General features: G+C 72.4%; 23 protein-coding genes, 6 pseudogenes and 1 riboswitch. Of the genes and pseudogenes, 11 read left to right on the top strand and 18 right to left on the bottom strand.

Features of this window, described 5'->3' with window-relative positions; translation table 11 throughout:
• A partial coding sequence (locus BJF79_RS03790; protein WP_262401485.1) for an ankyrin repeat domain-containing protein occupies nt 1-516 on the bottom strand: 516 nt, incomplete at its 3' end.
• 85 nt (nt 517-601) lie between these two features.
• Complete coding sequence (locus tag BJF79_RS03785) at nt 602-1192, bottom strand: GlcG/HbpS family heme-binding protein (protein WP_075894995.1); 591 nt, start codon at nt 1190-1192, stop codon at nt 602-604.
• A gap of 298 nt (nt 1193-1490) precedes the next feature.
• Between BJF79_RS03785 and BJF79_RS03780 the strand changes: the two genes are divergently transcribed.
• Both BJF79_RS03780 and BJF79_RS03775 read left to right on the top strand, forming a co-directional pair.
• Entirely contained in the window at nt 1491-2768 is a 1278-nt protein-coding gene (locus BJF79_RS03780) for a sensor histidine kinase (RefSeq protein ID WP_075894994.1), read from the top strand.
• Nucleotides 2765-3407 (top strand): annotated as a pseudogene (locus BJF79_RS03775) (response regulator). Before BJF79_RS03780 ends, BJF79_RS03775 begins: the two are co-directional and overlap by 4 nt.
• Nucleotides 3408-3464: 57 nt before the next feature.
• On the opposite strand, the gene BJF79_RS03770 reads toward BJF79_RS03775, so the two are convergent.
• The gene (locus tag BJF79_RS03770) at nt 3465-4187 is read right to left on the bottom strand and encodes a glycoside hydrolase family 25 protein (protein ID WP_143219681.1); all 723 of its coding nucleotides are present in this window, start codon (nt 4185-4187) and stop codon (nt 3465-3467) included.
• A 6-nt stretch (nt 4188-4193) separates the two neighbouring features.
• Nucleotides 4194-4327, bottom strand: a riboswitch (cyclic di-AMP (ydaO/yuaA leader).
• A 160-nt stretch (nt 4328-4487) separates the two neighbouring features.
• On the opposite strand from BJF79_RS03770, the gene BJF79_RS03765 reads away from it, so the two are divergent.
• Nucleotides 4488-4772 (top strand): helix-turn-helix domain-containing protein, encoded by a 285-nt coding sequence (locus BJF79_RS03765; RefSeq protein ID WP_075894992.1) that lies wholly within the window; start codon nt 4488-4490, stop codon nt 4770-4772.
• Nucleotides 4773-4889: 117 nt separating this feature from the next.
• Nucleotides 4890-5886, top strand: a pseudogene (locus BJF79_RS03760) (IS481 family transposase).
• Here the strand turns inward: BJF79_RS03760 and BJF79_RS03755 are convergent.
• Nucleotides 5883-6797, bottom strand: coding sequence for an endonuclease/exonuclease/phosphatase family protein (locus tag BJF79_RS03755; protein WP_143219680.1), 915 nt, complete (start codon nt 6795-6797; stop codon nt 5883-5885). The pseudogene BJF79_RS03760 and the gene BJF79_RS03755 sit on opposite strands and share 4 nt — an antisense overlap.
• A gap of 545 nt (nt 6798-7342) precedes the next feature.
• Here BJF79_RS03755 and BJF79_RS03750 point away from each other — a divergent pair.
• Complete coding sequence (locus BJF79_RS03750) at nt 7343-10480, top strand: type ISP restriction/modification enzyme (RefSeq protein WP_262401484.1); 3138 nt, start codon at nt 7343-7345, stop codon at nt 10478-10480.
• An 88-nt stretch (nt 10481-10568) separates the two neighbouring features.
• On the opposite strand, the gene BJF79_RS03745 is transcribed toward BJF79_RS03750, so the two are convergent.
• Nucleotides 10569-11492 (bottom strand): PaaX family transcriptional regulator C-terminal domain-containing protein, encoded by a 924-nt coding sequence (locus tag BJF79_RS03745; protein ID WP_075894991.1) that lies wholly within the window; start codon nt 11490-11492, stop codon nt 10569-10571.
• 57 nt (nt 11493-11549) lie between these two features.
• On the opposite strand from BJF79_RS03745, the pseudogene BJF79_RS66455 reads away from it, so the two are divergent.
• The 6 genes and pseudogenes from BJF79_RS66455 to BJF79_RS03710 all read left to right on the top strand — a co-directional run.
• Nucleotides 11550-12085, top strand: a pseudogene (locus BJF79_RS66455) (ABC transporter ATP-binding protein); the annotation flags it as partial.
• A gap of 168 nt (nt 12086-12253) precedes the next feature.
• Nucleotides 12254-14464 carry an ABC transporter permease subunit gene (locus BJF79_RS52750; protein WP_410050039.1) on the top strand — a complete coding sequence of 737 codons (2211 nt, stop codon included), beginning with the start codon at nt 12254-12256 and terminating at the stop codon, nt 14462-14464.
• Nucleotides 14465-14509: 45 nt separating this feature from the next.
• Entirely contained in the window at nt 14510-15538 is a 1029-nt protein-coding gene (locus BJF79_RS03720; protein WP_075894989.1) for an ABC transporter substrate-binding protein, read from the top strand.
• A 21-nt stretch (nt 15539-15559) separates the two neighbouring features.
• A complete protein-coding gene (locus BJF79_RS58320) occupies nt 15560-16147 on the top strand; it encodes a cytochrome P450 (RefSeq protein ID WP_262401482.1) in 588 nt (195 codons plus the stop codon).
• Nucleotides 16144-16803 (top strand): cytochrome P450, encoded by a 660-nt coding sequence (locus BJF79_RS58315; protein ID WP_262401481.1) that lies wholly within the window; start codon nt 16144-16146, stop codon nt 16801-16803. Before BJF79_RS58320 ends, BJF79_RS58315 begins: the two co-directional genes overlap by 4 nt.
• Before the next feature lie 5 nt (nt 16804-16808).
• Nucleotides 16809-17000, top strand: a complete 192-nt coding sequence (locus BJF79_RS03710; protein ID WP_143219677.1) for a hypothetical protein — start codon at nt 16809-16811, stop codon at nt 16998-17000.
• 26 nt (nt 17001-17026) lie between these two features.
• Here BJF79_RS03710 and BJF79_RS58310 read toward each other — a convergent pair whose 3' ends face one another.
• The 13 genes and pseudogenes from BJF79_RS58310 to BJF79_RS66445 all read right to left on the bottom strand — a co-directional run.
• The gene (locus BJF79_RS58310) at nt 17027-17812 is read right to left on the bottom strand and encodes an alpha/beta fold hydrolase (protein ID WP_262401487.1); all 786 of its coding nucleotides are present in this window, start codon (nt 17810-17812) and stop codon (nt 17027-17029) included.
• Nucleotides 17809-18945 carry a class I adenylate-forming enzyme family protein gene (locus tag BJF79_RS58305; RefSeq protein WP_083733143.1) on the bottom strand — a complete coding sequence of 379 codons (1137 nt, stop codon included), beginning with the start codon at nt 18943-18945 and terminating at the stop codon, nt 17809-17811. Before BJF79_RS58305 ends, BJF79_RS58310 begins: the two co-directional genes overlap by 4 nt.
• A gap of 130 nt (nt 18946-19075) precedes the next feature.
• Nucleotides 19076-19255, bottom strand: a pseudogene (locus BJF79_RS58300) (AMP-binding protein); the annotation flags it as partial.
• A gap of 160 nt (nt 19256-19415) precedes the next feature.
• Nucleotides 19416-20576 carry an acyl-CoA dehydrogenase family protein gene (locus tag BJF79_RS03690; RefSeq protein ID WP_075894986.1) on the bottom strand — a complete coding sequence of 387 codons (1161 nt, stop codon included), beginning with the start codon at nt 20574-20576 and terminating at the stop codon, nt 19416-19418.
• Nucleotides 20577-21044: a Zn-ribbon domain-containing OB-fold protein gene (locus BJF79_RS03685; protein WP_075894985.1), complete on the bottom strand. Its 468-nt coding sequence runs from the start codon at nt 21042-21044 to the stop codon at nt 20577-20579.
• Nucleotides 21041-22189, bottom strand: a complete 1149-nt coding sequence (locus BJF79_RS03680) for an acetyl-CoA acetyltransferase (protein WP_075894984.1) — start codon at nt 22187-22189, stop codon at nt 21041-21043. The genes BJF79_RS03685 and BJF79_RS03680 overlap by 4 nt, the downstream gene beginning before the upstream one ends.
• Entirely contained in the window at nt 22186-22599 is a 414-nt protein-coding gene (locus tag BJF79_RS03675) for a MaoC/PaaZ C-terminal domain-containing protein (RefSeq protein WP_075894983.1), read from the bottom strand. The genes BJF79_RS03680 and BJF79_RS03675 overlap by 4 nt, the downstream gene beginning before the upstream one ends.
• A complete protein-coding gene (locus BJF79_RS03670; protein ID WP_075894982.1) occupies nt 22596-23096 on the bottom strand; it encodes a MaoC family dehydratase in 501 nt (166 codons plus the stop codon). The genes BJF79_RS03675 and BJF79_RS03670 overlap by 4 nt, the downstream gene beginning before the upstream one ends.
• Entirely contained in the window at nt 23093-23788 is a 696-nt protein-coding gene (locus BJF79_RS03665; protein ID WP_262401486.1) for a RidA family protein, read from the bottom strand. The genes BJF79_RS03670 and BJF79_RS03665 overlap by 4 nt, the downstream gene beginning before the upstream one ends.
• Nucleotides 23671-24108 carry a hypothetical protein gene (locus BJF79_RS58295; RefSeq protein ID WP_262401480.1) on the bottom strand — a complete coding sequence of 146 codons (438 nt, stop codon included), beginning with the start codon at nt 24106-24108 and terminating at the stop codon, nt 23671-23673. Before BJF79_RS58295 ends, BJF79_RS03665 begins: the two co-directional genes overlap by 118 nt.
• Before the next feature lie 329 nt (nt 24109-24437).
• Nucleotides 24438-24755: a hypothetical protein gene (locus tag BJF79_RS03655; RefSeq protein ID WP_075894979.1), complete on the bottom strand. Its 318-nt coding sequence runs from the start codon at nt 24753-24755 to the stop codon at nt 24438-24440.
• A gap of 97 nt (nt 24756-24852) precedes the next feature.
• Nucleotides 24853-25365 (bottom strand): annotated as a pseudogene (locus BJF79_RS66450) (MmgE/PrpD family protein); the annotation flags it as partial.
• A 61-nt stretch (nt 25366-25426) separates the two neighbouring features.
• Nucleotides 25427-25570 (bottom strand): annotated as a pseudogene (locus BJF79_RS66445) (MmgE/PrpD family protein); the annotation flags it as partial.
• Between the last annotated feature and the right edge of the window lie 71 nt (nt 25571-25641).

The raw sequence follows: 25641 nt of genomic DNA, 5'->3' as shown, positions 1-25641 counted from the left end.
GGTCCGCGCCCGCCGCGAGCAGCGCCCCGACGACCTCCAGGTGCACGCGGCCCCCGTCGCGAGGATCACGGCCTCCAGAAGCGCCGTCCAGCCGAGATCGTTGACGTGGTCGACGTCGATGTCCGTCTCGGCCAGGACCGCCCGGACGTAGTCGAGGTGGCCCCGTTCGCTCGCCGGGATCAGCGACACGCCGCCGAACCGGTTCGTCAGCGTCAGGTCCGGCTCGCCGGGTAGGAGCGCGCGCATCATCGCCACGCTGCCGGTCACCCCGGTGACCAGCCACGCGCTGTCCTTGCGGACGTCCTGGGCGTTCACGTCGGCCCCGAGACCGACGAGCACCCCGGCCGTCTCCACCTCGTCGTGGAGCGCGGCGCGCAGCAGCGCGGTGCGCCCGTCCTCGTCGCGCGCCTCCAGGCCGGCGCCGGAGTCGAGGGCCCGGACGACGGCGGCGGCGTCGCCGCTCCGGGCGGCGTCGAGCAGGACCCGGTCGGCCCGCGAGAGCGATCGCTTCACCATTACGGGACTCCCTTCGGAGGAAAACAAGCGGACAGGTGTGCGGGGGCCGGGCCGACGGAGCGGCGGTGCCGTCGTCCGGGCTCCGTCAGCGGCCGTTGTCGATCGCCGCGAGCCCGGCCCGCGCGAACTTCTCGTCGAGGGTTCCGGACGGCGCGCCCGCGACGCCGATGCCCGCGATCGGCGCATCGCCCTGCGCGACCGGGACGCCGCCGCCGAGGAACAGGGTGTTCGGGATGTCGGCGAGCGTCGGCGCGTCCTCCAGCCGCTCGACGAGCGCGGACGTCGGGGAGTTCCACGCCGCGGCCGTCCACGCCTTCTTGACCGCGGAATCGTAGGACTGCGGGCCCGCGCCGTCGCCGCGCAGGGTCACCATCGTGTTGCCGTTGCGGTCCACGACCGCGACGGTCACCCGCTGGTTCTCCTTCTGCGCGGCCTTCAGCGCCGCCTCGGCGGCGGTCGTGGCGGCGTCGATCGTCAGATGGGCGCTGGTCGTCGTGGTCTTGTCCTTGAGATCGGCAGCGGCCCGCGGAGCGGCGGCCGCGGCCTGCGGGGCGGCGGCGGGCGGCTGCGCGGCAGCGGCCATCGTGCCGACGGCGCCGACGCCGACCACCGCGAGCGCCGAGGCCGAGGCGGTGATCTTCACGCGGGTGGAGAACTTGCGGGTCTTGTCGTTCATCGGGAACGGCTCCCTATAGGTCGTTCGCGGAGGTGTCCCATGGACGGGACGGACGCGGCGTCTCCCGCGTCGTGCCTCCAGCCTGCGTCCACGGCCCCCGCCCCGCCGTCGTCGAACCGGGTGCTCCCCGCGCATCGGACGGACGACCACGGGGTCGTCCGAACGGATGACCCCGATGCCGGAAACCCGGGCGATAATCGAAGTGTCCGCCCAGCTCAGCACGGTTCGGAAGGGCCGCTCCGGGAACGCTCCGGGCGTCCCGCACGGAAGCGGCGGGCCCCACCGGAAAGGACCAGCGATGCCGCCCAGCAGCCGTCCCGCCCGCGGCGCCGCGCGGGCGCCCGGGACCGGTGACGCGCCCTGGCTGCCGGTCGTCATCCACCTCACCTTCGTCCTCCTGCTGGGCTCCGCCCTGACCCGCTACGTGCAGCGGCACGGAGACACCCCGGGCGCGCCCGTCGTGCTCGCCCTGGCCGGCGTCCTCGCGGTCCTGTACGTCCTCGGCGTGATCCTCGGCCGGCACACCGCGCCCCCCGAGGACCGGGCCGTCCGCTTCTCCCCGGGGCCGGGCCGCCCCCCACCGGCGCACCTGTTCTGGCTGGGCGCCGTCGTCGCGGGCCTGGCGGTGCTGGTCGCGCTGGCGCCCAGCTTCTCCTGGTGCGCGGTGCCGCTCTTCTACACGGCGCTGCGCACGCTCGCCCCGCCCGCCGCGTACGTCCTGGTGACGGCCCTCACCGGTTACGTGATCTTCGCGCGGCTCCGGCTGGCGGACCGCTTCGACGTCGACCTGGTCGTCGGCCCCGCCGCGGTCGCCGCCCTGGCCACCGCGGTGTTCGCGTTCATGGACCGGCAGTCCGCGCGCCAGACCGCCCTGATCGGCGACCTCGTGCGGGCCCGCCGCGAACTGGCCGCCACCGAGCGCCGCGAAGGCACCCTCGCCGAACGGCAGCGGCTGTCGATGGAGATCCACGACACCCTCGCGCAGGGCCTGTCCAGCCAGCGGATGCTGCTGCAGGCCGCCGAGCGGGTGTGGGACGCCGATCCCGGACGCGCCCGCGCGCACGTGCGCACCGCCGCGTCGATCGCCGAACGGAACCTGGCCGAGGCGCGCCGGTTCGTCCACGACCTGGCGCCCGCCGACCTCGCCGCGGGCGGCGGCCTGGAGGAGGCCCTGCGCGGCCTGGCGGCGCGGGAGTCGACCGCCGAACGGTCCGTCGAATGCCGCGTCGAAGGCGAACCGGGCCCGCGGCCGCTGCCCGGCCGCGTCCAGTCGGCGCTGCTGCGGATCGCGCAGGGCGCCCTCGCGAATGTCCGGGAGCACTCCGGCGCGACCCGCGCCGCCGTCACCCTCACCTACCTCGGCGACGAGGTCCGCCTGGACGTCGCCGACGACGGCCGCGGCTTCGACGCGTCCGCCCCCGCCCGGCCACCGGACGCGCGCGGGCACGGCCTGCCCGCGATCCGTGCGAGAGTCGAGCAACTCGGCGGCACCCTCACCGTCGAGTCCGCCCCCGGCGACGGCACCGTCGTGTCCGCCGCCGCTCCGCTCCACGTGGAGGAGGCCGACGCGCCATGACCGGCACCGATCCCGCGCCCGTCCGGATTCTGCTCTGCGACGACCACGCCGTCGTCCGCGCCGGCCTGCTCGCCCTGCTCGGCAGCACCCCCGGCATCGAGGTCGTCGGCGAGGCCGGCAGCGGCGAGGAGGCGGTCGCGCTCGCCGCCCGGCACGCCCCCGACGTCGTCCTGATGGACCTGCAGCTCGGCGCGGGCATGGACGGCGTCGAGGCCACCCGCCGGATCACGGCCGACTCGGGCGGCGCCGTCCACGTCCTCGTCCTCACCACCTACGACACCGACGCCGACGTCACCCGCGCCATCGAGGCCGGCGCCACCGGCTACCTCCTCAAGGCCGAGCGCCCCGACGAGCTGTTCGCCGCCGTCCGCGCCGCCGCCGAAGGACGCACCGCGCTGTCGCGCCCGTAGCCCACCGCGTCATGGCCCACATGCGCAACCCCCGCCCGCCCTGACCCCCCGCGAGCGCGACATCCTCGAACAACTGGAACACGGCCTGTCGAACCGCGACATCGCCAAGGCCCTCTTCCTCAGCGAAGCCACGGTCAAAACCCACTTGGGCCGCATCTACGACAAACTCGGCGTCGACACCCGCGCGGGCGCCGTCGCCGTCGCAAAGGAACAACGCCTCCTGCCATGACCCCCGACAAGCGCGATCCCCGGACCCGCCGGGTCCGGGGACCTCGTTGAACGAGATCTAGCGCTGCGCGGACTGGTAGCCCAACCGGCGGAGTTGCGCCGCACCGAGCCGGGAGACGTTGTGGTCCTGATCGGTGGACGCGTACTGATGGATGGCCCACTGCTTCCATGGAGAAGGAGCCGAAAGGCGTCCCGCCTCCTTGCCGTAATGCGCCACCCAGAGCGGATATTCGCCGAGGCCCTCACCGTGCTCCTGCGCGAAATACCAGGAGCTGTAGAAGAACGGTTTCACACCGGTCTTCTGCTCGACCCGCTGCAGCCAGCGCTTCGCCCACGCGTTGACTTCGCTCTCCGAACGGCCGTCGGTGGTTTCGAGGTCGAGGACCAGCAGGTCGCCTTGCTGCAGGCCCGTGGACGTCACCATCTTCAGGAAGTGGTCGGCCTCCCGGACTGGGTCGTTCTTCGGATGGCCGTAGTGGTACGCGCCCCGGACGAGCCCGTTCTGCCGGATCTTCGCCCAGTTGTCGGCGAAGGTCTTGTCGTCGAAGGTCAGCCCCTCCGTGGCCTTGGCGATGCCGAAGGCGAGCTTGTCTCCGCCCCAGTCGAAGTTCCGGTTGTGGTTGGACACGTCCACGCCGTACGGGAGGGACGCTGCGGGTGCGGGGGCAGGGGCGCTCGCGGCCTGGGACGGCGCGGCCAGGTGGAACAGGGATCCGCCGATGATCGCCGATGCCGCCAGCAGTTTCGCCGGCCGCCCCATTTTGCGGGTGCTCGATGTCAAGGATCGTCCGCCTCTCCTTTTCGCCTACCGGGTTAGCTGACGGGTTCGGGCCAGGAGAAGGCCCTACCGCAGGTGAACTGCGGATTCACCCCAGGAACGTGGGTCCCCGGCTCTCTAGTGAGACTCGGCGTCCGGCCGGATTTCGGCCGATGCGGTGGAGACTATGGAGGAAGAACGGGCTTCGCCAACTTTTCTCGGCAAAGAAAATATGCACGGAACGGCCGAGTCGGCGGCGGTTTCCCCGGCGGCGTCGAGGCCCGGCTTCATGCGCCGGAGGGCGCGGGGTCGTCCGATCGGTCGATGCCGGGGTCCGCCGGACGGTCCGCCGCCCGTAGGCGTCCGGGGGACGGGGCCGCGCTCGTCCGGCGGCGACAGTGCGGGTATGAGGGAACCGTTGAACGAGGCGATCCGCCTCCGGCGCGCGCCCTGGGGCTCACGCAGGCGCGGCTGGCGGAACTGAGCGGACTGGATCAGCCGACGATCTCCCGCCTGGAGTCGGGCGCCCGCATCCCGCCGCTGCCGGTGCTGGAACGCGTCGCCGAGGCCCTCGGCGTCCGGCTGACGATCGGCATCGAGAAGCCCTAGCTGTACTGACCACAGAGGTTGTGAACACGGCGGCACGGCCAGATGATCTTGAAATGAGGGAGGGCCTCCGGGTTCGGTGTGGATTGCGACATCTGCACCGGACGCCAGGAGGCCCTCATGCCCCACCGTAACGCCCCGCTGACCGAGACCGGACGCCTGCGCCTGGCCCGCTGCGTGGTCGAGGACGGGTGGCCGCTGCGGCGGGCCGCCGAACGCTTCCAGGTCTCACCCACCACGGCCCGGCGGTGGGCCGCCCGCTACCGGCAGCTGGGCGAGGCCGGGATGGCCGACCGGTCCAGCCGCCCGCACCACAGCCCGCGCCGGACCCCGACCCGCACCGAGCGCCGCATCATCAAAGTGCGGGTGCTGCGACGGTGGGGACCGGCCCGCATCGCCTACCTGCTCGGTCTCAACCCCGCCACCGTCCACCGGGTCCTGACCCGCCACGGCCTGGCCCGCCTGGCCCACTTGGACCGCGCCACCGGCCAGCCCGTCCGCCGCTACGAACACGCGCGCCCGGCGACCTGGTCCACGTCGACATCAAGAAACTCGGCAACATCCCCGACGGCGGCGGCCACCGCGTGCACGGCCGCGCCGCCGGCGGCCGCAACTCCTCGGCCCACCGCGACCCCGCCCGGCCCCGCACCGTGCACGGCCGCCCCAACCTGGCTACGCCTACCTGCACAACGCCGTCGACGACCACTCCCGCCTGGCCTACACCGAAATCCTGCCCGACGAGACCAAAGAGACGGCCGCCGCGTTCTGGAACCGGGCGCAGGCGTTCTTCGAGCAAGCCGGGATCACCGTCGCCCGGGTGCTGACCGACAACGGATCGTGTTACCGCTCGCGGCTGTGGCGCGACGCCCTGGCCGCGGCCGGCGTCGTCCACAAGCGCACCCGCCCGTACCGGCCTCAGACCAACGGCAAGGTCGAACGCTACAACCGCACCCTGCTCGACGAATGGGCCTATCACCAGCCCTACGCGTCCGAGATCGAACGCCGCCGGACGCTGCCGCGGTGGCTGCACACCTACAATCACCACCGCGGCCACACCGCGCTCGGCGGCCTCCCACCCGCCAGCCGCGTCCCCAACCTCACGGGACAGAACACCTAGCCCGGTGTGGGAGCCGTCGGACGATCAGGCGGAGGCGGAAGGCCCGTCGCTTCCGGGGCTAGGGCGTACCGGCGCGGGCGGTCCGGAGAGACGGCCGACTCCGCGTCGGCGTGCCGTAGGTCGAGTACCAGAGGGCGGTGGTCGGAGACCTCGGGTGCGGCCACGATCTCGAAGCGTTCGACGGCGGCCGGGTCCGAGACGAGGAGGTAGCCGGCGTGCCGGAGCGGTTTGGGGTAGCGGGACGTCCTGGTGTCGGCGTCCCGGACCAGGTCGGTCAGTCCGAGTTCGGCAAGGATCTGGAACGTCTCGCTGTCCGGCAGCAGGTTGAAGTCGCCGCACACCACGGTCAGATGGCCGCCGGCGCGCGCGTCGTCGATGAGGTGCGCGAGCCGTTCGGCCTGCGCGCGGCGGGCCGGAGTGTCGGCCTTTCCGCGTGGATCCCGCAGACCGTGGAGGTTGACGACGGTGACGGACCGCTGCGCCCGGCGGTCGAAGACCTGGACGGCCAGGGCGGCGCGGGGCCGACCGCCGTTCGGCCATCCGTCGCGATGTTCGGTGTATTCGCCGTGCACGAACATCGATCGCATGCCGACCAGGGGAAGCGCTTCGGCGACGAACGTGGCCACGCCGAAGTCCTGCCGGTGTCGATGGTGCCGGTCGTCGTGGACCGGGCCGGCGTCGCTCGCGGCGAAGAGCCCGTGGTGGTGAACGAGCCGGGAACGGACGTCGGCCAGGAGGTTCGCGCGCTGCGGAAGTGAGCGGTCGGCGTCGTCGAACCGGGTCCAGCCGCCGACCGCCGGAGTGCGGGTCACCTCCTGCAGGCACAGGATGTCGGCGCCGCACGTGTCGAGCCAGGACGCGAGTTCGTCGAACATCGCGCCGCCCCAGGCATTGAGGGAGACGATCCGCATAACGACGAGCCTAAAGGTGTGGTGCCAAAGTATCGGAGGGGTGCGGACGGTGGTATTCGTGAGGCCACCTCCGCCGCCGCGGCTGATCCCGTGGGCGGTGTTCCGGGGCGCGCGATCTGTGGAGATACAAGGAGGGACGCCCGCCCCTGCACCATCGCTTAGCGGAACGACAAGCTCGCTGCCCTTTCTGGACCCCGAACCTGCTATGTGGCGAAACGGGTACTAAATATTCACCTTCCAGTCGTCTTCATATTCCATATTAGTGTGGTCGGTCCAGTTGCGGCCACCGGTGGCTATTGCGACCACGATCCGTTCTGGCGATTACTGAATAGTGACCTCGAGCGGACGACGTCGAGGTGCGGGTCGACGTGAGGTGGCACGTGGCTGAAGCGGTACCGGCATGGCTTGAGCAGGCTCTGGCCGAATTCGGCGAAACGTGTGCGGAACGACTGGCCGGAGGCGTGGGAGAGCCCGAAGCCGCGATTCGTGGCCCTCTCGAACAATTGCTGCAGCGTGCCGGTGCCCGCGCCCATCGGAACGTGGTCATGCACGGGGAGGCGTCGCTGCCGGGTATGGGAGTGCGGCCGGACTACGCGATCAGTGTGGACGGCGCGGTGACCGGCTACGTCGAGCTGAAGCGGCCCGGTGCATCGATCGACCCGGTGACCTTCCGGGGGCACGACAGACGCCAGTGGGAACGGCTCAGGGACCTCCCCGACCTCCTTTACACCAACGGGACCGAGTGGCGGCTGTACAAGAACGGCGCGCTCGTGGAAACGGCCGGGCTGAGCGGTGACTTGCGGACCGCCGGGCGCGCCCTTTCCGTGTCCGGCACCGCGCTGGAACGGATTCTCACCGAGTTTCTGGGGTGGTCGCCGCGTCCGATCACCTCGGTCGGGGAGCTGGTGAACGCGGTGGCCCCGCTGTGCCGACTGCTGCGTTCGTCGGTGCTGGACCAGCTGGCCGCCGAGCACAGGGCCGTCAGGGCGGGCGCCGACGAGTGGCGGCAACCGTTCAGCGGGCTCGCGCGGGACTGGCGCAACTTGATCTTCCCCAGCGCGGACGACGCCACCTTCGCCGATTACTACGCCCAGACGCTGACGTTCGCGCTGCTGCTGGCACGCACCGAGGACATCGACGTCGCGGGCACGGACATGCACCGGATTGCCACCCGGCTCGGCGCGGGTCAGGCCCACGCGCTGATGAGCAAGGCGCTGCAACTGCTCACCGACTCGGCGACCGACGAACTCACCGTCACCCTCGACCTGTTGCGCCGCGTTATCGGGGCCGTCGACTGGCCACGGGTCCGCGGCGGACGTCGAGACGCCTACCTGCACCTGTACGAATCGTTCCTGGAAACCTACGATCCGAAGCTGCGCCAGGACAGCGGCTCCTACTACACGCCGCGCGAAGTGGTCGACGTGATGGTCCGCCTCACCGACGACGTGCTGGCCACCCGCCTGGCCACCCCGGACGGCTTCATGGCGGCGACCGTGACGACCGTGGATCCCGCCATGGGGACGGGAACCTATCTGCATGCGATCATCGAGCACGCCGCCCGGCGGACCGGCGAAGAGCACGGCCCCGGTACCGTCCCGCAGGCCATCACCGACCTCGCCCGGCGCCTGATCGGCTTCGAAATGCAGATGGGACCCTACGCCGTCGCCGAAATGCGAGGAGCCGACCTGCTCAGGGGGCACGGTGCGGCGCTGCCGGAGAACGGCCTCCGCATGTACGTGACCAACACCCTCGACGATCCGCACGTCGAGGCGACGCAGATCGCGACCACCTACGAGCCGATCGCACGATCCCGCCGGTACGCCAACGAGATCAAGGCCGACACGCCCGTGACCGTCGTCATCGGCAACCCGCCCTACAGAGAACGCGCGGACGGCGAGGGCGGCTGGGTCGAGGACGGCGACCCCGGCATGGCCGCACCGCTGGACCGCTTCCGCCTTCCCGGAAACGGTCGCATGGAATACGTCCTCAAGAATCTTTACATCTACTTCTGGGCGTGGTCGACCTGGAAAGTGTTCGACGCTCATGTCGACGACCGGCACGGGGTGGTCGCGTTCATCACCACCTCGGGATACCTCAAAGGCCCCGGGTTCAAGGGAATGCGCCGCTACCTGCGCCGGGTCTGCAGCGAGGGATGGATCATCGATCTCACCCCTGAAGGCATGCAGCCGGACGTGTCCACGCGGATCTTTCCCGGTGTCCAGCAGCCGCTGGCGATCGCCATCTTCGCTCGACGCTCCGACACCGACCCCGGCACTCCGGCCGAGGTCCGTTGCACGGAGGTCACCGGACGCCGTGCCGACAAGTACGACCAGTTGAAGGCGCTGGCGCTGAACGGTCCGAAATGGCGAAAGGTGCGCACCGACTGGGAGGCGCCGTTCACCGCCGCCGCGGACTCGGCATGGGACGACTACCCGGCCCTCGGAGACCTCTTCCCGTGGACGACGCCCGGAGTGAAGCCCAACCGCGGATGGGTCTACGCACCGTCTCCGGACATTCTGCGCCGACGGTGGGCGGCCATGGTCGGCGAGGAGGACCCCGCACGCAAGGGCGCCCTCATGAAGGAGACACGCGACCGGACGATCGACTCGGACGTCAAACCGCTTCCGCGCGGCGACACCCGTAGCGTTTCCGTCAGGGAAGAGACCGGGGGCTGCCCGGAACCGCGCATGGTGTCCTACCGGTCTTTCGACCGCCAATGGGTCATCCCGGACCGGCGAGTGATCGATTTCCCGCGAACCGATCTGTGGAACGCCGACGCACCGGGCCAGATTTTCGTCAGCGAACAGCACTCGCAGCCGCTCACGTCCGGTCCGGCGCTCACGTTCTCCACGCATCTCCAGGACATGCACCACTTCAACGGTCGAGGCGGACGGGTCCTGCCGATGCTGCACCCGGACGGGTCGGAGAACCTCGCCCCGGGACTGGCGAGTCGGCTCGGTCTGCTGCTCGGCCTGTCCGTCACCGCGCGGGACATCACGGCCTATGTCGCGGCGGTCACCGCGCACCCGGCGTTCACCGCCCGCTTCCTCGACGAACTCCGGACCCCCGGCGTCCGGGTCCCCCTTACCGGCGACCCCGCCCTGTTCGCCCAGGCCACAGCCTTGGGCAACCGCGTGCTCTGGGCGGCGACCCGTGGCGCGGCCGCAGCCGACCCCGCCGAGGGCCGACCCGCCGACGCCATCGCCTTCCCGCCGGGAGACGATCGTCGCGTCACCAACCTCACCCCGATCGGCGACCGGATCCCCGCGAAAATCGCATACGACGAGGACGACCGGGTCGTCCTCGTCGGCGGCGGGACGTTCGGGCCCGTGACCTCCCGCATGTGGGAGTACACGGTCAGCGGCATGAACGTCATCCGGCACTGGTTCGGTTATCGCAAGGCGAACCCTGGCGGGAAGAAGTCCAGCCCCCTCGATGACATCCACATCGACCACTGGCCCCTTGAGTGGGTGACCGAATTCAACGAGCTTCTCACCGCGCTCCGCCGGGTCACCGATCTGGAGCCCGACCAGGCCGTACTGCTCGCCCAGATCGTGGACGGTCCGATAATCACCGAAACAGACTTGATTGCCGCCGGGGTGAAGTTCCCGCGAACGGTCAAAGATCGCAGGCCGCGCAGCAAACTCACTGAGGAGAACGCAGTTCACGGAATGCTGATCTGAGCATTCGGTGTCAACGGCCGGTCGCGGCGATCGGCGGACGAGTTGTCCGTCCGGGCGCGAAGACTCCTCGGCGGGACGAGCGGGACGTTCAGTCCCGGCGGTCCGGCGGTCCTTCCGGGTCGATGAGGCGCTCGACTACGAGATCGAGGTGGGCGGGGGAGTGGCGCGCGACCACTTCGCGCACGCGGTCTCCGGCCGGCTTCGCGGCGCCGTCGTAGAGCCCGGCGAAGGCGGTGCGGGCCGCCGCGCGGGGCCATCCGGCCGGGAGTTCGCGCTCGGGCAGGCCGGGGTCGAACTTGGGGAAGCCGCGCCAGATGTTCATGATCTCGGTGCGGAGGCGGAGCGCCTCGTCCGCGGTCATCTCGCCTGCGGAAAGCCGTTCGAGCGGGGAGGCGAGGTGCCGTGCGAACGCCTGGTACAGCCCTTGCGCCAGCGGCAGGTCCCACGCGTCGGTGGGGCGTCCGTGGTCGCGCCCGATCGCCTCGATCGAACCCGCTGCGATGCTCGCGGACTCCACGCCCAGCTTGCGGCACAGCGCGACGGCCTGGTGTTCCACGGGGCGGGGAGTGATCCACACGCCGTCGTACAGCGGTGAGAAGCCCATCCAGGACAGTCCCCTGCGGAGCTGCTGGCGGAGGGCACGCTGCTCCTCCGGGACGGAGAACATCAGGATCAGCCAGGGCGCGTCGGGGTCGTGCGCCTCGTCGACGCCGAAGCGCCGGATGGCGTCGAAGCCGGTGGACAGGCGCGTGAGGGCCTGCTGCGACAGGGCGTAGAAGGTGCGGCGTCCCTCCTTCACCGACTGCAGCCGGCCCTCGCGGGTGAGCCGGCTCAGGAGCGTCCGCGTTCCCGACGCGCTCACGCCCATGTCGTTCATGAGCTCGACGACCGCGCCCGACGGGGCGACCGCGTCCGGTGCGAGCCAGTAGTCGGCCATCAGCGTGATCAGCAGCTGGCGGCCCCGCGGGCCCTCCACCACGGCGCAGCGCAAGCTCTCAAGGTCCGGCCACATGCTGCGCATTCTCCCCTGGATCGAATACATCGCGAACTGTTGACGGTCGGCTAAATTATGCCACACAATGATGTGATGCAGGTAACGACCGCGGGCAGAGACGCGCCTGAAGCCCCCGCGCGGCCGGGGGAGTACGCCGTCGAGATCCGGGCCCTGTCGAAGCACTTCCGCCGCCGGGACGGCTCGGTGGTGCCGGCCGTCGACGAGGCGGAACTCCTCGTCGAGCCCGGTGAGGTCGTCGTGCTGCTGGGGCCCAGCGGCTGCGGGAAGACGACGCTGCTGCGGACGGTGGCCGGGCTGGAGACCCCGGACGCGGCCGGATCGGCGTCGGCGGACGGGTGGTGTTCGACTCCGGGCGGGGGATCGACGTGGCCACCGAGCGCCGCGAGCTGAGCATGGTCTTCCAGTCCTACGCCCTGTGGCCGCACATGACGGCGGCCCGCAACGTGCGGTACCCGCTGGAGAACCGCCGGGGCGGGCGGATGCCGCGCAAGGAGATGGCGGCCAAGGTCCGCGAGACGCTGGAGCTGGTCGGCATCGGCGGGCTGGGCGACCAGTACCCCGCGCAGCTCAGCGGCGGCCAGCAGCAGCGGGTGGCGCTCGCCCGCGCGCTGGTGAACGACTCGGACGTCGTCCTGTTCGACGAGCCGCTGTCCAACGTCGACGCGAAGGTCCGCGAGCAGTTGCGGGCCGAGCTTCTGGCGACGCAACGCCGGCTGGGGTTCACGGCCCTGTTCGTGACGCACGACCAGGCCGAGGCGATGGAGCTCGCGACGCGGATCGCCGTCCTCGACCAGGGCCGGGTCCAGCAGATCGGGACGCCGACCGAGGTGTACGCCCGGCCCGCGACCGAGTACGTCGCCAAGTTCATCGGGAACACCAACGAGCTGTCCGGGACGTACGACGCGGCTTCCGGTTCGTACGGCACGGAGCTCGGCCCCGTCCGCGCGACCGCGCGGAGCGTCCCGGAGGCGTGCCTGCTGTGGCGTCCCGAGCACTGCTCGCTGCACCGTGAGCGGCCGGACGCCGGCAACGCCCTGCGGGGGAAGGTCGTGGCGGTCCTCTACCTGGGAACCCACACCGAGTACCTGGTCCGCTCCGGCGACGTGCGGACGCGGGTCTGGGTCGGCGGACGCGACGCCGGGTTCCGGGAGGGCGACGACGTCTGGATCGGCGTCCCCGAGGACGAAGTGATGGTCTTCCCGTCCGGCGCGGGCCCCGGCGTGACCACGATTCCCCGCATCCCCCGCCCCACGGGCGCGCGGCGGCGCCGCGCCGGTCGTCGCATGCCCGGCAGCTTCGACCTCGTCGCGATGGTCCTGGCCTGCGTTCTCCTGGTGCTCGTCTGCTTCCCGCTGCTGCGGGTGCTGGTCCGCATGTTCTACAAGGACGGCCGCCTCACCTTCGAGGCGATCTCCGAGACGCTGGCGGTGGACGACCTCGGCGAGCTCGTCTTCGACACGCTGACGGTGGTCCTGGGCAGCAGCGTGCTCGCCGTGCTGGTCGGCTTCCTGCTGGCGTGGGCCAACATCCGGACGAACGCGAGCATCGGGTTCCTCAACGGAGTCTTCCCCTACCTTCCGTTCCTGCTCCCGCCGATCGCGGGAGCGGTGGGCTGGACGATGCTGCTCTCCGAGAAGGCGGGCCTGCTCAACGCCTGGACCCGGGACGCGCTGGGCGGGATCGGCGTCCACCTGGAGACCGGGCCGTTCGACATCAACAGCTGGTACGGCGTGGTCTTCGTCTACACGGTGTACGCCGTCCCCTACGTCTACATGACCGTGTCGGCGGCGATGCAGGGACTGGACGGGAGCCTGGAGCAGGCGTCGCGGGTGAGCGGCGCCGGTGCGTTCAAGACCCTGCGCCGGGTGACGCTTCCGGCCCTCGCCCCCGCGCTCGGCGCCGGGTTCCTGCTCAGCACCTGGTTCGGCTTCGGCATGTTCTCGATCGCGCAGATCATCGGGACGCCGGCCGGCATCGACATGATCCCCGTGCGCATCGTCAAGCTGCTCACCTTCAGCTATCCCCCGGACGAGGACGTCGCTATCGGCCTCAGCGCCATCGTGGTGCTGTTCGTCGGGGGCGCGTACTACATGCAGTACCGGATCCTGAAGAAGTCCCGGTTCGCGAGCATCGGCGGCAAGGGCGGCCGGCACACCGTCACCGACCTGGGCGGGTGGCGGCATCCGGTCCGTTTCGCGGTCCTGCTGTACGTGCTCGTGACGACCGTCCTGCCGATGGCCGGGCTCTTCCTGGTCTCCCTCAACGGGTACTGGACGCCGAACATCCGGTGGTCTTCGCTGAACTTCGACGCCTTCCGCGTCGCGCTGTTCGAGGATCCGCAGACCCGCGACGCGTTCGTCAACTCGCTGACGCTCGGCGTGGTCGGCGGCGTCCTCGGCATTCTGGCGGCGGCGATCGTCTCCCTCTTCGTCGCCCGGCGCCGCGGCCGGATCGTCCAGGGGGTCGACGCGGCGATCAAGCTCCCGGCGTCGATCTCGCACATGGTGATCGCGGTGGGCATCCTGCTGCTGCTCGGCGGGGAGCCGTTCGATCTCGGCGGCACGTGGCTCATCCTGCTGCTCGGATACCTGGCGCTGTACCTGCCGCAGGCGTCCATCGCCTCGGACGCCGCCGCCGCCACGATCGGGACGGAGCTCGGCGAAGCGTCCCGGGTCGGCGGGGGAAAGCGATGGAAGACCTTCCGGCGGATCGATCTGCCGCTCATGCTGCCCGGGCTCGTCGGCGGATTCGCGTTGCTGTTCGTCCGGATCGTCGGCGACCTCACCGCCTCGGCGCTCCTGTCGGGCACCGGCAACGTCGTCGTGGGCTTCCGCATCCTGGAGGTTTTCAACGGCGGCTCCTACGCCACCCTCGCCGCCCTCTCCTCCGCGCTGGTGGCCGTCACCGGCGTGATCCTCGTGCTCGTGCTCTGGCTCTCCAGGCGCATCGGCGTCGCCAAGACGCGCTGACCCCGAGACCCGCCGCCCCCGAGACCCCGCCCCGAAAGGAACACGATGAAGAAGACCCTCGCGGCCTTGGCGGCCGCAGTGGCTCTGTCGCTCGCGGTCGGCGGCTGCGGATCGGGCTCCGCCTCCTCCGACGTCGAGCCCGCCACCAACCTGGACGCCGAGACCCGCAAGCTCGTCGACGAGGCGAAGGCCGCGGGCCCCGTCACCCTGTACGGGATGATCGAGGAGTCGGCGCTGCGCCGGATCGCGTCCGACTTCGAAGCCCGCTACGGCGTCGAGGTGGAGAGCGTCCGGCTCGTCTCGGGCGACCTCTCGCAGCGTTTCTCGACGGAGGCGGCCGGCGGCGAGAACAGGGCCGACCTCATCATGCTGACGGATTCGCCGTTCTACGACGACGCCCTGAAGAACGGCTGGATCACCTCGTTCGCCGACGCCGACCTCCCCGCCATGGCCGACGACCTGCCGAAGGAGGCCTACGCGCACGACGGGGCGACGCCCATCGTGGGGTTCGTGCCGACGAAGCTCGTCTACAACACCGACGCGGTGGAGCAGGCTCCAGCGGACTGGAAGGCGTACGCCGACCCGAAGTTCAAGGGCGAGATCCTGCTGGCCGAGCCGGACTCGTCGCCCGCCGACATCGCCTTCTGGAGCCTGATGCGCCAGGAGTACGGCGACGGGTTCTTGCGGCGGATCGCCGCGAACGGCCCGCGGGTCTCCGGGGGCGCCGTGCCCGGAACGCAGGCGGTCGCCGCGGGCGAGGCCGACCTCGGGTTCCCGGGCGTGGAGCCGGTCGTCGCCGTCCTCAAGGAGCGGGGCGCGCCGATCGAGCTGGCGGCGCCGAGCCCGACGACCGGGCCCGAGGTCGGTCTCGGCCTCGCCGCGAACTCGCCGAACCCGGCCGGCGCCAAGCTGCTGGCCGCCTACCTCATGAGCAAGCAGGGCAACCTCGACTTCAACGAGACGGCCAGCCAGATCTCCCCCTTCGACACCGGCGCGATGACCGGGTTCACCCGTATCAGCGACATCGAGCTCAGCGGCTCGGCGGAGCTGAAGTCTCTGCTCGGCGTCGGCTGATCCGACCAGCGAAAGGCCAACGTGCAGCACCACAGCACCACGTCCGGTGTGCGACGGGACGGCGCGGACCCGACCTCGGTCGGGTCCCGCCGCCGGGCACACGACTTCGACTCCCAGCCGTCCGAAGGGTTCGACAGCGCCCACCGGGTGTTCCGCGACGTCCGGGCGGTGAACCCGGTCGCCCGGTGCCAGGACTTCGGCGGGTTCTGGGCGATGCTCGGTCACCGGGAACTGCTCGAGGTCATCACCGACATCGACCGGTTCACGACGACCAGGCAGAACGCCATCCCGAAGTTCGCCTTCACCGGCGTCCGCCCGCCGCTCCACCTCGACCCGCCCGAGCACACCGGCTACCGGCGCGTCATCAACCGGTTCTTCACCCCGCCCCGGATGCGCCTGCTGGAGCCCGCGGTACGCCGCTGCGTGGTCGAGCTCCTCGAACCCCTCATCGCCAGGGGAAGCGCCGACGTCGCCCGCGAGTACGCCCAGCGGCTCCCGGCGCACGTGTTCGCCGAGTTCTTCAACCTCTCGGTGCGCACGGCGTCGAGATCAAGGAGGTCAGCGGCGTCTACGTCGACGCGATCCAGGTCCTCGACCACGAGACGGTGAAGCGCCTGAGCGGCCGCCTCTACGAGATCGCCCAGGACATCATCGACGAGCGTCTCGGGGGAGGGTACGACCCCGAGGACGACCTCACCATGGCGCTCATCGAGGCGCGGCACGACGGCGGCCCGCTGCCGGCCGGGATGGTCCTCGGCTGCGTGCGCCAGCTGATCGTGACCGGCATGGTGGCGCCGAGCGTGTTCATCGGGAACATGTTCGTGCACCTGAGCCGGGACCGGGCGCTGCAGGAGCATCTCCGGCGCCGCCGCGAGGACGTCCCCGCGGCCGTCGAGGAGTTCCTCCGGCTCTACAACCCCTACCGCGGGATGGCCCGGACGGCACGGCGGGACACCGTCGTGGGCGGGCAGGAGATCGAGGCCGGCGACCCGATCGCGCTCGTCTACACCGCCGCGAACCGCGACCCCCGCGTCTTCGACGATCCGGACGAGTTCGTCCTTCACCGGCCCAACATCACCGACCACATCGGTTTCGGGCGCGGCACGCACTCCTGTCCGGGGGCGCCGCTGGCACGGATGATGTTCCGGATCACCCTGGAGGAGGCGCTGGCGCGCAGCGAGTTCGACCTGACCGGGGACCCGGGCATGGCCAAGTGGGCCGAGTGGGGCACCAACCACGTGCCGCTCGAATTCATCACCCTGTAGCCGTGATGGCGGCACCCGACACGGACGCGGACCCGACCGGCGTCGTCTACCGGGACCTGGGGCTGGTGTGGGGGGTGAAGTCGAGCCTGCTGTCGTACCTTGCCGCCCTCCCCGACACCGAAATCGAACTGTTCGACGGCCGCTACGCGGCGGGCGAGCCCTTCGACGACGCCGAGCCGAGGCTCCCGGCCGGCTGAGCGGACGGAGCGCGCCGCCGGGGGCGTCAGGCGACCTCGCGGACGAACGTCAGCAGCGCGGCGGCGAAGTCGGCGGGCGCGCGCAGGTGCGGCTGGCCGGGCAGTCCGGGCAGGACGACGAGGCGGGCGTCGCGCGCCAGTTCGAGGGCGGTCGCGTCCTTCGCCGCGAGCACGTCGAACTCGGCGTTGAGGAGGAGGACGGGCGGTTCGAGCGCGGCGAGCGCGTCCGCCGGGTCGTGGCGGAACGCCGCCTGGTACCCCCATTCGTAGCGGTCCGCGACGCGCATCAGCTCGACCACGGCCAGGTGGAGCAGGTCCGGGGGGAGGTCGGGGCCCCACGTGCGCAGGTAGCGTTCGACGGCCCAGCCGAACTGCGAGCCCCGCGCGTCCAGCGGCGCCTCGGGCGTCCAGCCCGAGATGAACCGGGCCCGCTCCTCGGCGGTGAAGAGCGGGACGCCGCTCAGCACCAGCCCGGCGGCGGGCAGGTGCGCGGCGGCCGCGAGGGCGAGCGACGCGCCGCTGTGGACGCCGCCGAGCACGGGACGTTCGAGGCCGGCGCGCGCCGCGGCCTGCGCCAGGATCCGGCCGTACTCGGGGATCTCGAAGCCGGGCCCGGGCGGCGGATCGGACGAGCCGTACCCGGGGGTGTCGAACGCGACGGCGCGGGCGTGCGCGCCGAGCAGCGGGAGGACCTTCTCGAAGACGCGGGAGGACAGCGGGGACTCGTGGAACAGCCCGATCCACGGGCCGGAGTCGCCGGCCGCGCGGTAATGGACCTGGCCCCAGTCCGTGTCGACGTATCCGCTCCTCACCGCTCCTCCCCGGGGGGACGGTCCGCGTCCCGGAGCACGCGTTTGAGGACCTTGCCTCCGGAGTTCCTCGGCAGCTCGTCCACCGCCCGCCACGCCCTCGGGGTCTTGTAGGCGGCGAGGACGGCGCGGACGGACGCCTCCAGCGCGGCGAAGTCGAGGTCGCGGCCGGGACGCGGGACGACGAAGGCGGCGGGGATCTCGCCCCACTTCTCGTCGGGCAGCCCGACGACCGCGGCCTCGGCGACGCCGTCGCAGCCCGCCAGGACGTGCTCGATCTCGCGCGGGTAGATGTTCGACCCGCCGGAGACGATCATGTCCTTGGTGCGGTCGACGATGGTGATGAAGCCCTCGTCGTCGCGGACCGCGACGTCGCCGGAGGACAGGAAGCCGTCCGGCCGGACGGCCTCGGCGGTCGCCTCGGGATCGTCCAGGTAGCCGAGCATGGTGAACGGCGAGCGGCCGAACAGCTCGCCCGGCTCGCCGGGCCCGGCCTCCCGCCCGTCGGGGTCGAGCAGCGTCACCTCGGTCATCCACCAAGGATGCCCGACCGTCCCGGCCTTGCGGAGCGCGTCGGGGGGACGCAGGTTCGTGACGATGCCCGCCTCCGTCGACCCGTACAGTTCGTGCACGCCGACGTGCGGGAACGCGTCGATGACCCATTCCTTCAGCGGCACCGGCAGCGCCGCGGCGTTGAAGTAGATCGTCTCCAGGCTCGACAGGTCGTGCCTGCGCGGCGCCTGCTCCATGACCTGCCGCAGCGCGTGCGCGTGCGTCGGCACCAGGAAGATCGTCTGGAGCCGGTCGCGTTCGATCATGTGGAGGAGTTCCTCGGGGTCCCAGCGGCGCATCATGGACGTCGTGCCGCCGAGGAACGGGCCCGCGTAGGCGAAGCAGAACCCGGCGCCGTGCGACATCGGCGCGATCGCGGCGGTGCGCCTGCCGGGCCCGAGGTTGTAGTCGACGGCGCACCCGAACATGGTGAACACCCGCGAGCGGTGGGTGAGCAGCGCGCCCTTCGGCCGTCCGGTCGTGCCGGACGTGTACTGTACGCAGAACGGGTCGGTCTCGGCGACGTCGGCGCGCGGGTCGGCCGCCCCTACGCGGCGAGGGCCCGCTCGTCGGGGCGCCCCCAGGAGCCCGCGCCGAGCCGGAGGGCGACCGGCAGGTCCGCGGCCAGGTCGGGGACGCTCGCCTCGAACTCGCCGCCTCGGCGACCAGCCCGGACGCCCCCGACCGGTCGATCAGCGCGGCGTGCTCGGCGGCGGTGCCGCGCGGGTTGAGCGGCACCAGCACGGCACCCGCCTTCGCGGCGCCCGCCGCGACCTCCACGTACTCCAGCCGGTTGCCGAGCAGCACCGCGACCCGGCCGCCCGCCCCGAGCCCGGCGTCGGCCAGCAGCGACGCGACGCGGTCGCTGCGGTCGCCGAGTTCGGCGAACGTCATCCGGCGGTCGCCGTCGACGAGCGCCGTGGCCGCCGGGGTGCTGCGCGCGAACTCGCGGACGCCCCCGGCGATGTTCATCTGCGTCCCCGCGGTGTTCGGCTGCGTCATGGCCGTCCGCTTCCTCTCCTCGGCCGGTCCGCCCGGCGAAGCCGTGCGGCGGTCACCGCACGACCGTCTCGCCGCGCAGCATCGACCTGGCGACCACGGTCCGCAGGACGTCGTTGGTGCCCTCCCCGATGCTCATCAGGATCGCGTCCCGGTAGAGCCGCTCCACCTCGAACTCGGTGGAGTAGCCGTGCCCGCCGTGGATCTTCATGGCGTCGATCGCCGCCTGGAGCGCCACCTCCGAGCAGAAGATCTTCGCCATGCCGGTCGCGCCGTCCGCGCGGCCGCGCCGGACCGCGTCCGCGCCGAAGTAGGCCATCAGGCGCGCCGCCTGGACCTGGGTCGCCACGGTGGCGAGCTGGAGCTGGACGGCCTGGAAGTCGCCGATGTCGCGGCCGAAGGCGCGGCGCCGGGACGCGTAGGCGAGGGCCTCGTCGTGGGCGCGCTGGGCGATGCCGACCGACCGCGCCGCGATGTTCACCCGTCCCCACTCCAGCGCGGACAGCGCCTGCTGCATCCCGCGGCCCTCGACGCCCCCGAGCAGGTTCGCCGCGGGCACCCGCACGCCGTCCAGGACGATCTCGCACGACTCGGTGCCCTTGTAGCCGAGCTTCGGGATGTCCTTGGTGACCTGGTAGCCGTCGGTGTCGGCGTCGATGAGCAGGATGCTCATGCCCTTGTGGGCGGGGGAGGCGGACGGGTCGGTCTTCACGAGTACGGGCAGCGGGTCGGCGTGCCGCGCGTTGGTGATCCACGTCTTCGTCCCGTCGACGACGTAGTGGCCGTCGCGCCGCCGGGCCGTCGTGCGGATACCTTGCAGGTCGGTGCCCGCGTCCGGTTCGGTGAGGCCGATGCCGGTGCGCCGCGCGCCCGTCGCGAGGTCGGGCAGGTACCGGGCCTTCTGGTCCGCGGTGCCGTGCGCGGCGATCATGCGGCAGGCCAGCGTGTGGCTGCCGAGGATGCCCGCGACGCCCATCCAGCCGCGCGCGATCTCCTCGAAGACCAGCGCGAACGAGACCGGGTCGAGGTCGAGGCCGCCGTACTCGGGCGGCACGGTGATCCCGAACAGGCCCAGCTTCCGCATGCCCTCGACGATCTCGGCGGGGGAGCGGCCGGCGTGCTCCCAGTCGCGGGCGACCGGGATGATCTCCCGGTCGACGAAGTCGCGCAGGACGGCGCGGAACGCGCGCTGGTCCTCGTTCAGCTCGAAGTCCATTCAGCCGCCTTCCGTCGTGGGACCGGTGCCAGGGGTCGCGGTGTCCGCCGGGACGAACACCGGGAGTGCGCGCCCGTCGTCGAGGTCGGCCCACACGACCCGGACACGGTCGTCGATGCGCCACTCGTCCGGCTCGCGCCCCCGCAGCCGGGTGAGGAGGACGGCGCCCTCGGTGAGACGGACGCGCGCGATGACGTACGGGACCGCGAGCCCGGGTCGCGGCGCACGGTGCACGACGGTGCAGGCGTCGACGACGCCGCGGCCGTCCGTGCCGGTCCAGTCCAGTTCGTCCGATCCGCAGCGGATGCAGAGCGCCCGCGGCGGGTGCTGCACGCCCGGCCGTCCGTCCCGGACGCAGCGCGGGCACGCCTGCAGGACGAGCCGGTGCTCCCTCGTGGCGTCCCACCAGGGGACCGTGACCTCGTCCGCCGGGGGGACGGACGGTGCGAACCCCTCGGAACCGGTCATGGGTCGACTCCGAGGACCACCGTGGCGTGCGTCGACAGGATCCCTCCCGTGCCGTGCGCGACCGCGAGCCGCGCGCCGGGGACCTGCCGGGCGCCCGCGTCGCCGCGCAACTGGGCCACCGCCTCGACCAGCAGGAGGATCCCGAACTGGCCGGGATGGCAGTAGGACAGGCCGCCGCCGGAGGTGTTCAGCGGGACGTCGCCGCCGGGGCGGATCCGGCCGCCCGCGACCCAGTCGAGCGCCTCGCCCCGCCCGCAGAAGCCGAGCGCCTCCAGCGTCAGCACGACCGTGATCGTGAACGAGTCGTACACCTCGGCGACGTCGATGTCCGCCGGGCCGACCCCGGCCCGCGCGAAGGCGTCCGCGGCGGATCCGGCCGCGCCGGTGACGGTCGGGTCGGCGACGGCGGTCATCGAGGTGTTCGTGGTGCGCTCGCCGTAGCCGAGCACCTCCACGGGCGCGCGGCGCAGGTCGCGTGCCCGGTCCAGCGACGTCAGGACGACCGCGCCGCCGCCGTCGGTCACCAGGCAGCAGTCCAGCGCGGTGAGCGGGCTGGAGATCACCGGCGCGGCAGTGACGTCCGCCGCGGTCAGCGGGTCCGCGCCGAAACGGTACGCGGCCGGGTTCAGCCGCGCCCACTCCCGCGCCGCCACCGCCACCTCGGCGAGCGCCTCCCGCGACCCGCCGTACCGGTGCAGGTACCGCTGCGCGGCCATCGCGTAGTACGAGATCGGGTACAGCGGCCCGTACGGGTGCTCGAACTGCGCCTCGGGCGTCCCGTCGTCCGCCGTGCCGCCGAGCGAGCGGGACCGCGCCGACCGCTGGTCGGACGCGAAACTGATCACGACGGTCGTGGCCTGCCCCGCCCCGATGGCCTGGACGGCCCGCGCGACGAACATCTCGAACGCCGCGCCGCCCGCGTACGTCGAGTCGGTCCAGCGGGGTTCGATGCCGAAGTAGTCCGCGAGCTGGGTCGCGGAGAACCGCGACACCCCGGTCGTGGCGATCCCGTCGACGTCGCGCAGGGCGAGGCCCGCGTCGGCCAGCGCACGTCCGACCGCCTGCGCCTGCAGCCCCAGCACCGACCGGTTCGTCACCCCGAGATCGGATTCGGCGGCCCCGACGATCGCGACGCCCGTGCTCATCGGGGCTCCGCCGTGCCGAGCAGGACGCGTGCGCTCGCGGGCGCCACGGCGACGCGGTCGGCCGCGCCCGGCACGATCACCCGCAGGTCCAGGTCGAGGAACCCGTCGCCCGCCGCGGCGACCGTCCCCTCGCAGCGGACGGTCTCGCCCGCGAAGACCGGCGCCTTGAAGGCGAAGCCGAGCCGGTGGACGAAGCAGCGGGGGCCGAGCCAGTCCTGGATCTGCTCGACCAGCAGCGCGCCGAACACCTGGCCGTCCACGACGGGACCCGGCAGTCCCGCCGTCCGGGCGAACTCCGGGTCGTAGTGCAGGCGGTACCAGTCCCAGGTGGCCCCGGCGTAGGCGATCATGTCGGGGAGCCCGATCGTGCGCTCCAGCGGCGGCACGGCGTCCCCGGTCCGGTGCGTCATCGGGCCGCCTCCAGGGACACGAAGATGATCGTCTCCTCGTTCTCGGCGAGCGTCGCGCCGTCCTGCCGGGTGTAGGTCGCCCGCGAGGTGACGACGAGCATCTCCGCGCCCGACCGGGTCGTCTTGGCGGTGGCGTCCGTGATCTCCCAGGTCGCGGTGACGACGTCGTCCGGACGGACGCGGCGGTGGAACACGTACGCGTTCCCGCCGCGCACCTTGCGGGTGCCGGGGATCTCGATGCCCCAGTTGTGGCCCGCGTCGCCGTCCGGGCCGATCGGCAGGCCCGCGTACTGGTTGGTCTCGCAGACGAGCGTCGGCGGCGCGGTCACGCCGTCCAGCCCGTTCGCCCGCGCGTACTCCGCGTCGGTGTAGAGGGGGTTGCGGTCGCCGACGGCGAGCGCGAAGTAGCGGGCCGCCGCGGCGCCCAGCGGCTCCGGCGCCCGGTAGACCTTCGTCCGGCCGACGAGCGCCCGGATCTCCTCGGTGAGCAGGGTCATGAACCTTCCTCGGCGGGATACAGGGCGGTGGGGAACACTTCGAGGAGGAACTCGGGACGGAGCAGCGCCGCGCACGCCGCCCGCGTCGAGACGGGCGGCGTCCGCAGCAGCCGGTCCCGGACGGACGCGACCCCGCGGTGCCCGGGCGGCACCGGCGCGACGCAGAACTCGACCGTCGACAGCAGGTCGTCCGGGCCCAGCCCGGCGTGCTCCAGCACCCGCAGGACGGCGCCGTACGTCGCCTCGGCCTGGGCTTCGGCGTCGCCCGGGTACAGCGCCTCCTGCGTTTCCATGTCGAGCGCCGCGAAGCCCGACATGAACAGCGTCCGGCCCGCGCGCACGCCGGGGGAGTAGGTCAGCGTGTCGTAGCGGGACCAGCCCGGGTTGACGGGTTCGAGCGGGTGCCGGGACGCGGTCACGTCGATCGCGACGAGCGCCCCGGGGTGGTGCAGCGCGCTCATCAGGACGCCGCCCGCCCCCGGGTACACGCCCGCGCCGCCGAGCCGCTCCTCGCGGACGCGATGACTGCGGCGGTACACGTCGCGGCTCGCGGGCGTCGAGTAGTCGTAGGTCGTCACCGCGTCGTCGAGGGACAGCCCCGCCCGGCGCAGCAGGGCGTCCGCGCGGTCGAGGCAGTAGGCGTACTGGCCGACGAAGTCGCCGGGCCGGACGACGTCGCCGGACGCGTCGATCGGCACCATGGTCGGCAGGTGCACGGTCCCGTCGAAGCCCTCCCGGACGCGCCGACGCGTCCACGTCCCGTCCGGGCGCGGCCCGCCCGCCGCGGGCGGCCCTGCGCGCCGCGCACCGCGTGCAGGCCGACCTCCAGCACGGCGGACGGGTCCGCGAGCCCCTCCACGACCACCGTCGTCACCGCGGGCTCGTGCACGCCGAAGACCTCGCCGCGCACGCCGGACGCCTCCGCGTAGCCCGCGAGCCCGGCGACCGTGACGTGCTCCGTCACGTGCACGACGTCGCCGGGCCCGTACCCCGCGCCGTCCAGCGCCGCCAACGCCCGCGCATAAGCCCCCCGAGCCTGCGCCCCCACGCCGCCCCCGACGCCGGCGGGTGCACCGGGCACAGCACGCGCAGCGAGCGTGCCGGGCGTGGCATGCGTGCCGTATGGGCTGGGTGTGGTGGGCGTGTCCGGTGTGGCAGACGTGCCAGGTGTTGCAAGCGTGCCGGGTGTAACTCGTGCGCTGGGTGTGGCGGAGGTGTTCGACGTGACCGGCATATCGGGGTGGGCTGGTATATCGGGCGTGATGCCGGAGTGCCCGGACGTCCACGCGGCGTCCGTCGGGGGTGAGGGGGCGGCGGCGTCCGGTTTGGTCGCTCGTGGTGTCATGCGTGCTCCTCGTCGTGCGCGGTCCGGGCGGCCTGCGCGGCGGCACGCAGGACGGCGGCGGCGTCGGGCTGCGCGTCGAGCGTCTCGACGGCGTGCACCAGGTCGTCCGCCGGGCCGCCGACGTTCGCCTCGAACTTGGCGAGCAGCGCCGTGCGGCCGAGCGGACGGTCCGCGCCGCCGTCGGCGCACGGGACCGCCCCGGTGACCTCGCGGCCGTCGGCCAGCGCGACCGTCTCGTGCCCCGGCGCGTCCGCGGCCGGGACGCCGGGGGCCGCCGCCGGTTCCCAGCGCACCCGCCCGGCGAGCCGGGCCACCCCGGGCCGCGCGATCGAGGCGGGGGCGAAGGTATCGGGCGTCAGGGCCGCCGTCGGTGACGAGCGCCGCGACCGTCCAGGGCAGCGAGAACTTCGCCGCGTACGGGCTCGCGGGACGCGCCGGGTCCCCGGGCCCGCCGCAGACGATCGGCACCGCGTCGGGGTGGACGCGCGCGTGGATCGCGGCGACGTCGTCCGGGCCGAACGGCGCCCGCGCCATCGCGTCGAGGACGGCGCCGACCGTGGCGTGCGAGAGGCGGCAGGCCGGGTACGGCTTGATCCCGATACGGGTGGTCTCCCACCGCTCGCCGAGCCCCTCGACGATGGACGCCGGATCGGCGGGGTGCGCCGACAGCGCGTCGAACACGCCGTGCGGCCCGTCGAAGACGGTGTGCGGCCCGCTCTCCCCGGCGGCCGCGAGCCGCGCCGCGATGATGCCCGACTGCGCGGCGAAACCCGGGTGCAGGCGCTTCGTCGCGGCCCCGGTGCCGAGGAAGGCCAGCAGTCCGCCCGCCTGGCTGCCCGCGATCCCGAGCGCGTCCGCGGCCCGCGCCGCGGTCCAGCCGAGCAGCGCGCGGTGACGAGCGCGGACGCGAAGACGCCCGCGCAATCGTGGCGTGCAGGCCGCGCGCGTGGAACCCGTGCGGGGCTGCGGCGCCGATCCGGCACGCCGTCTCGTACCCGGCGACCGCCGCGGTGAGCACGTCGCGGCCGGACGCGCCGGTCTGCTGGCCGACCGCGAACGCGGCGGGCAGCACGACCGCGGTGGCGTGCACGAGCCCGCCCGTCGAGCGTGTCGTCGAAGTCGAGGGCATGGACGAGCGGCGCGCGGCGAGCGCGGCGGCGGGCGGCGTCAGCAGGTCCGCCGTGCCCGGCACCGCCGCCT

This window comes from Actinomadura sp. CNU-125, assembly GCF_001942465.1.
GTDB lineage: Bacteria > Actinomycetota > Actinomycetes > Streptosporangiales > Streptosporangiaceae > Spirillospora.
Note: the sequence above shows the minus strand (reverse complement) of the source record. Positions and strands in the feature narration are given on the sequence as shown.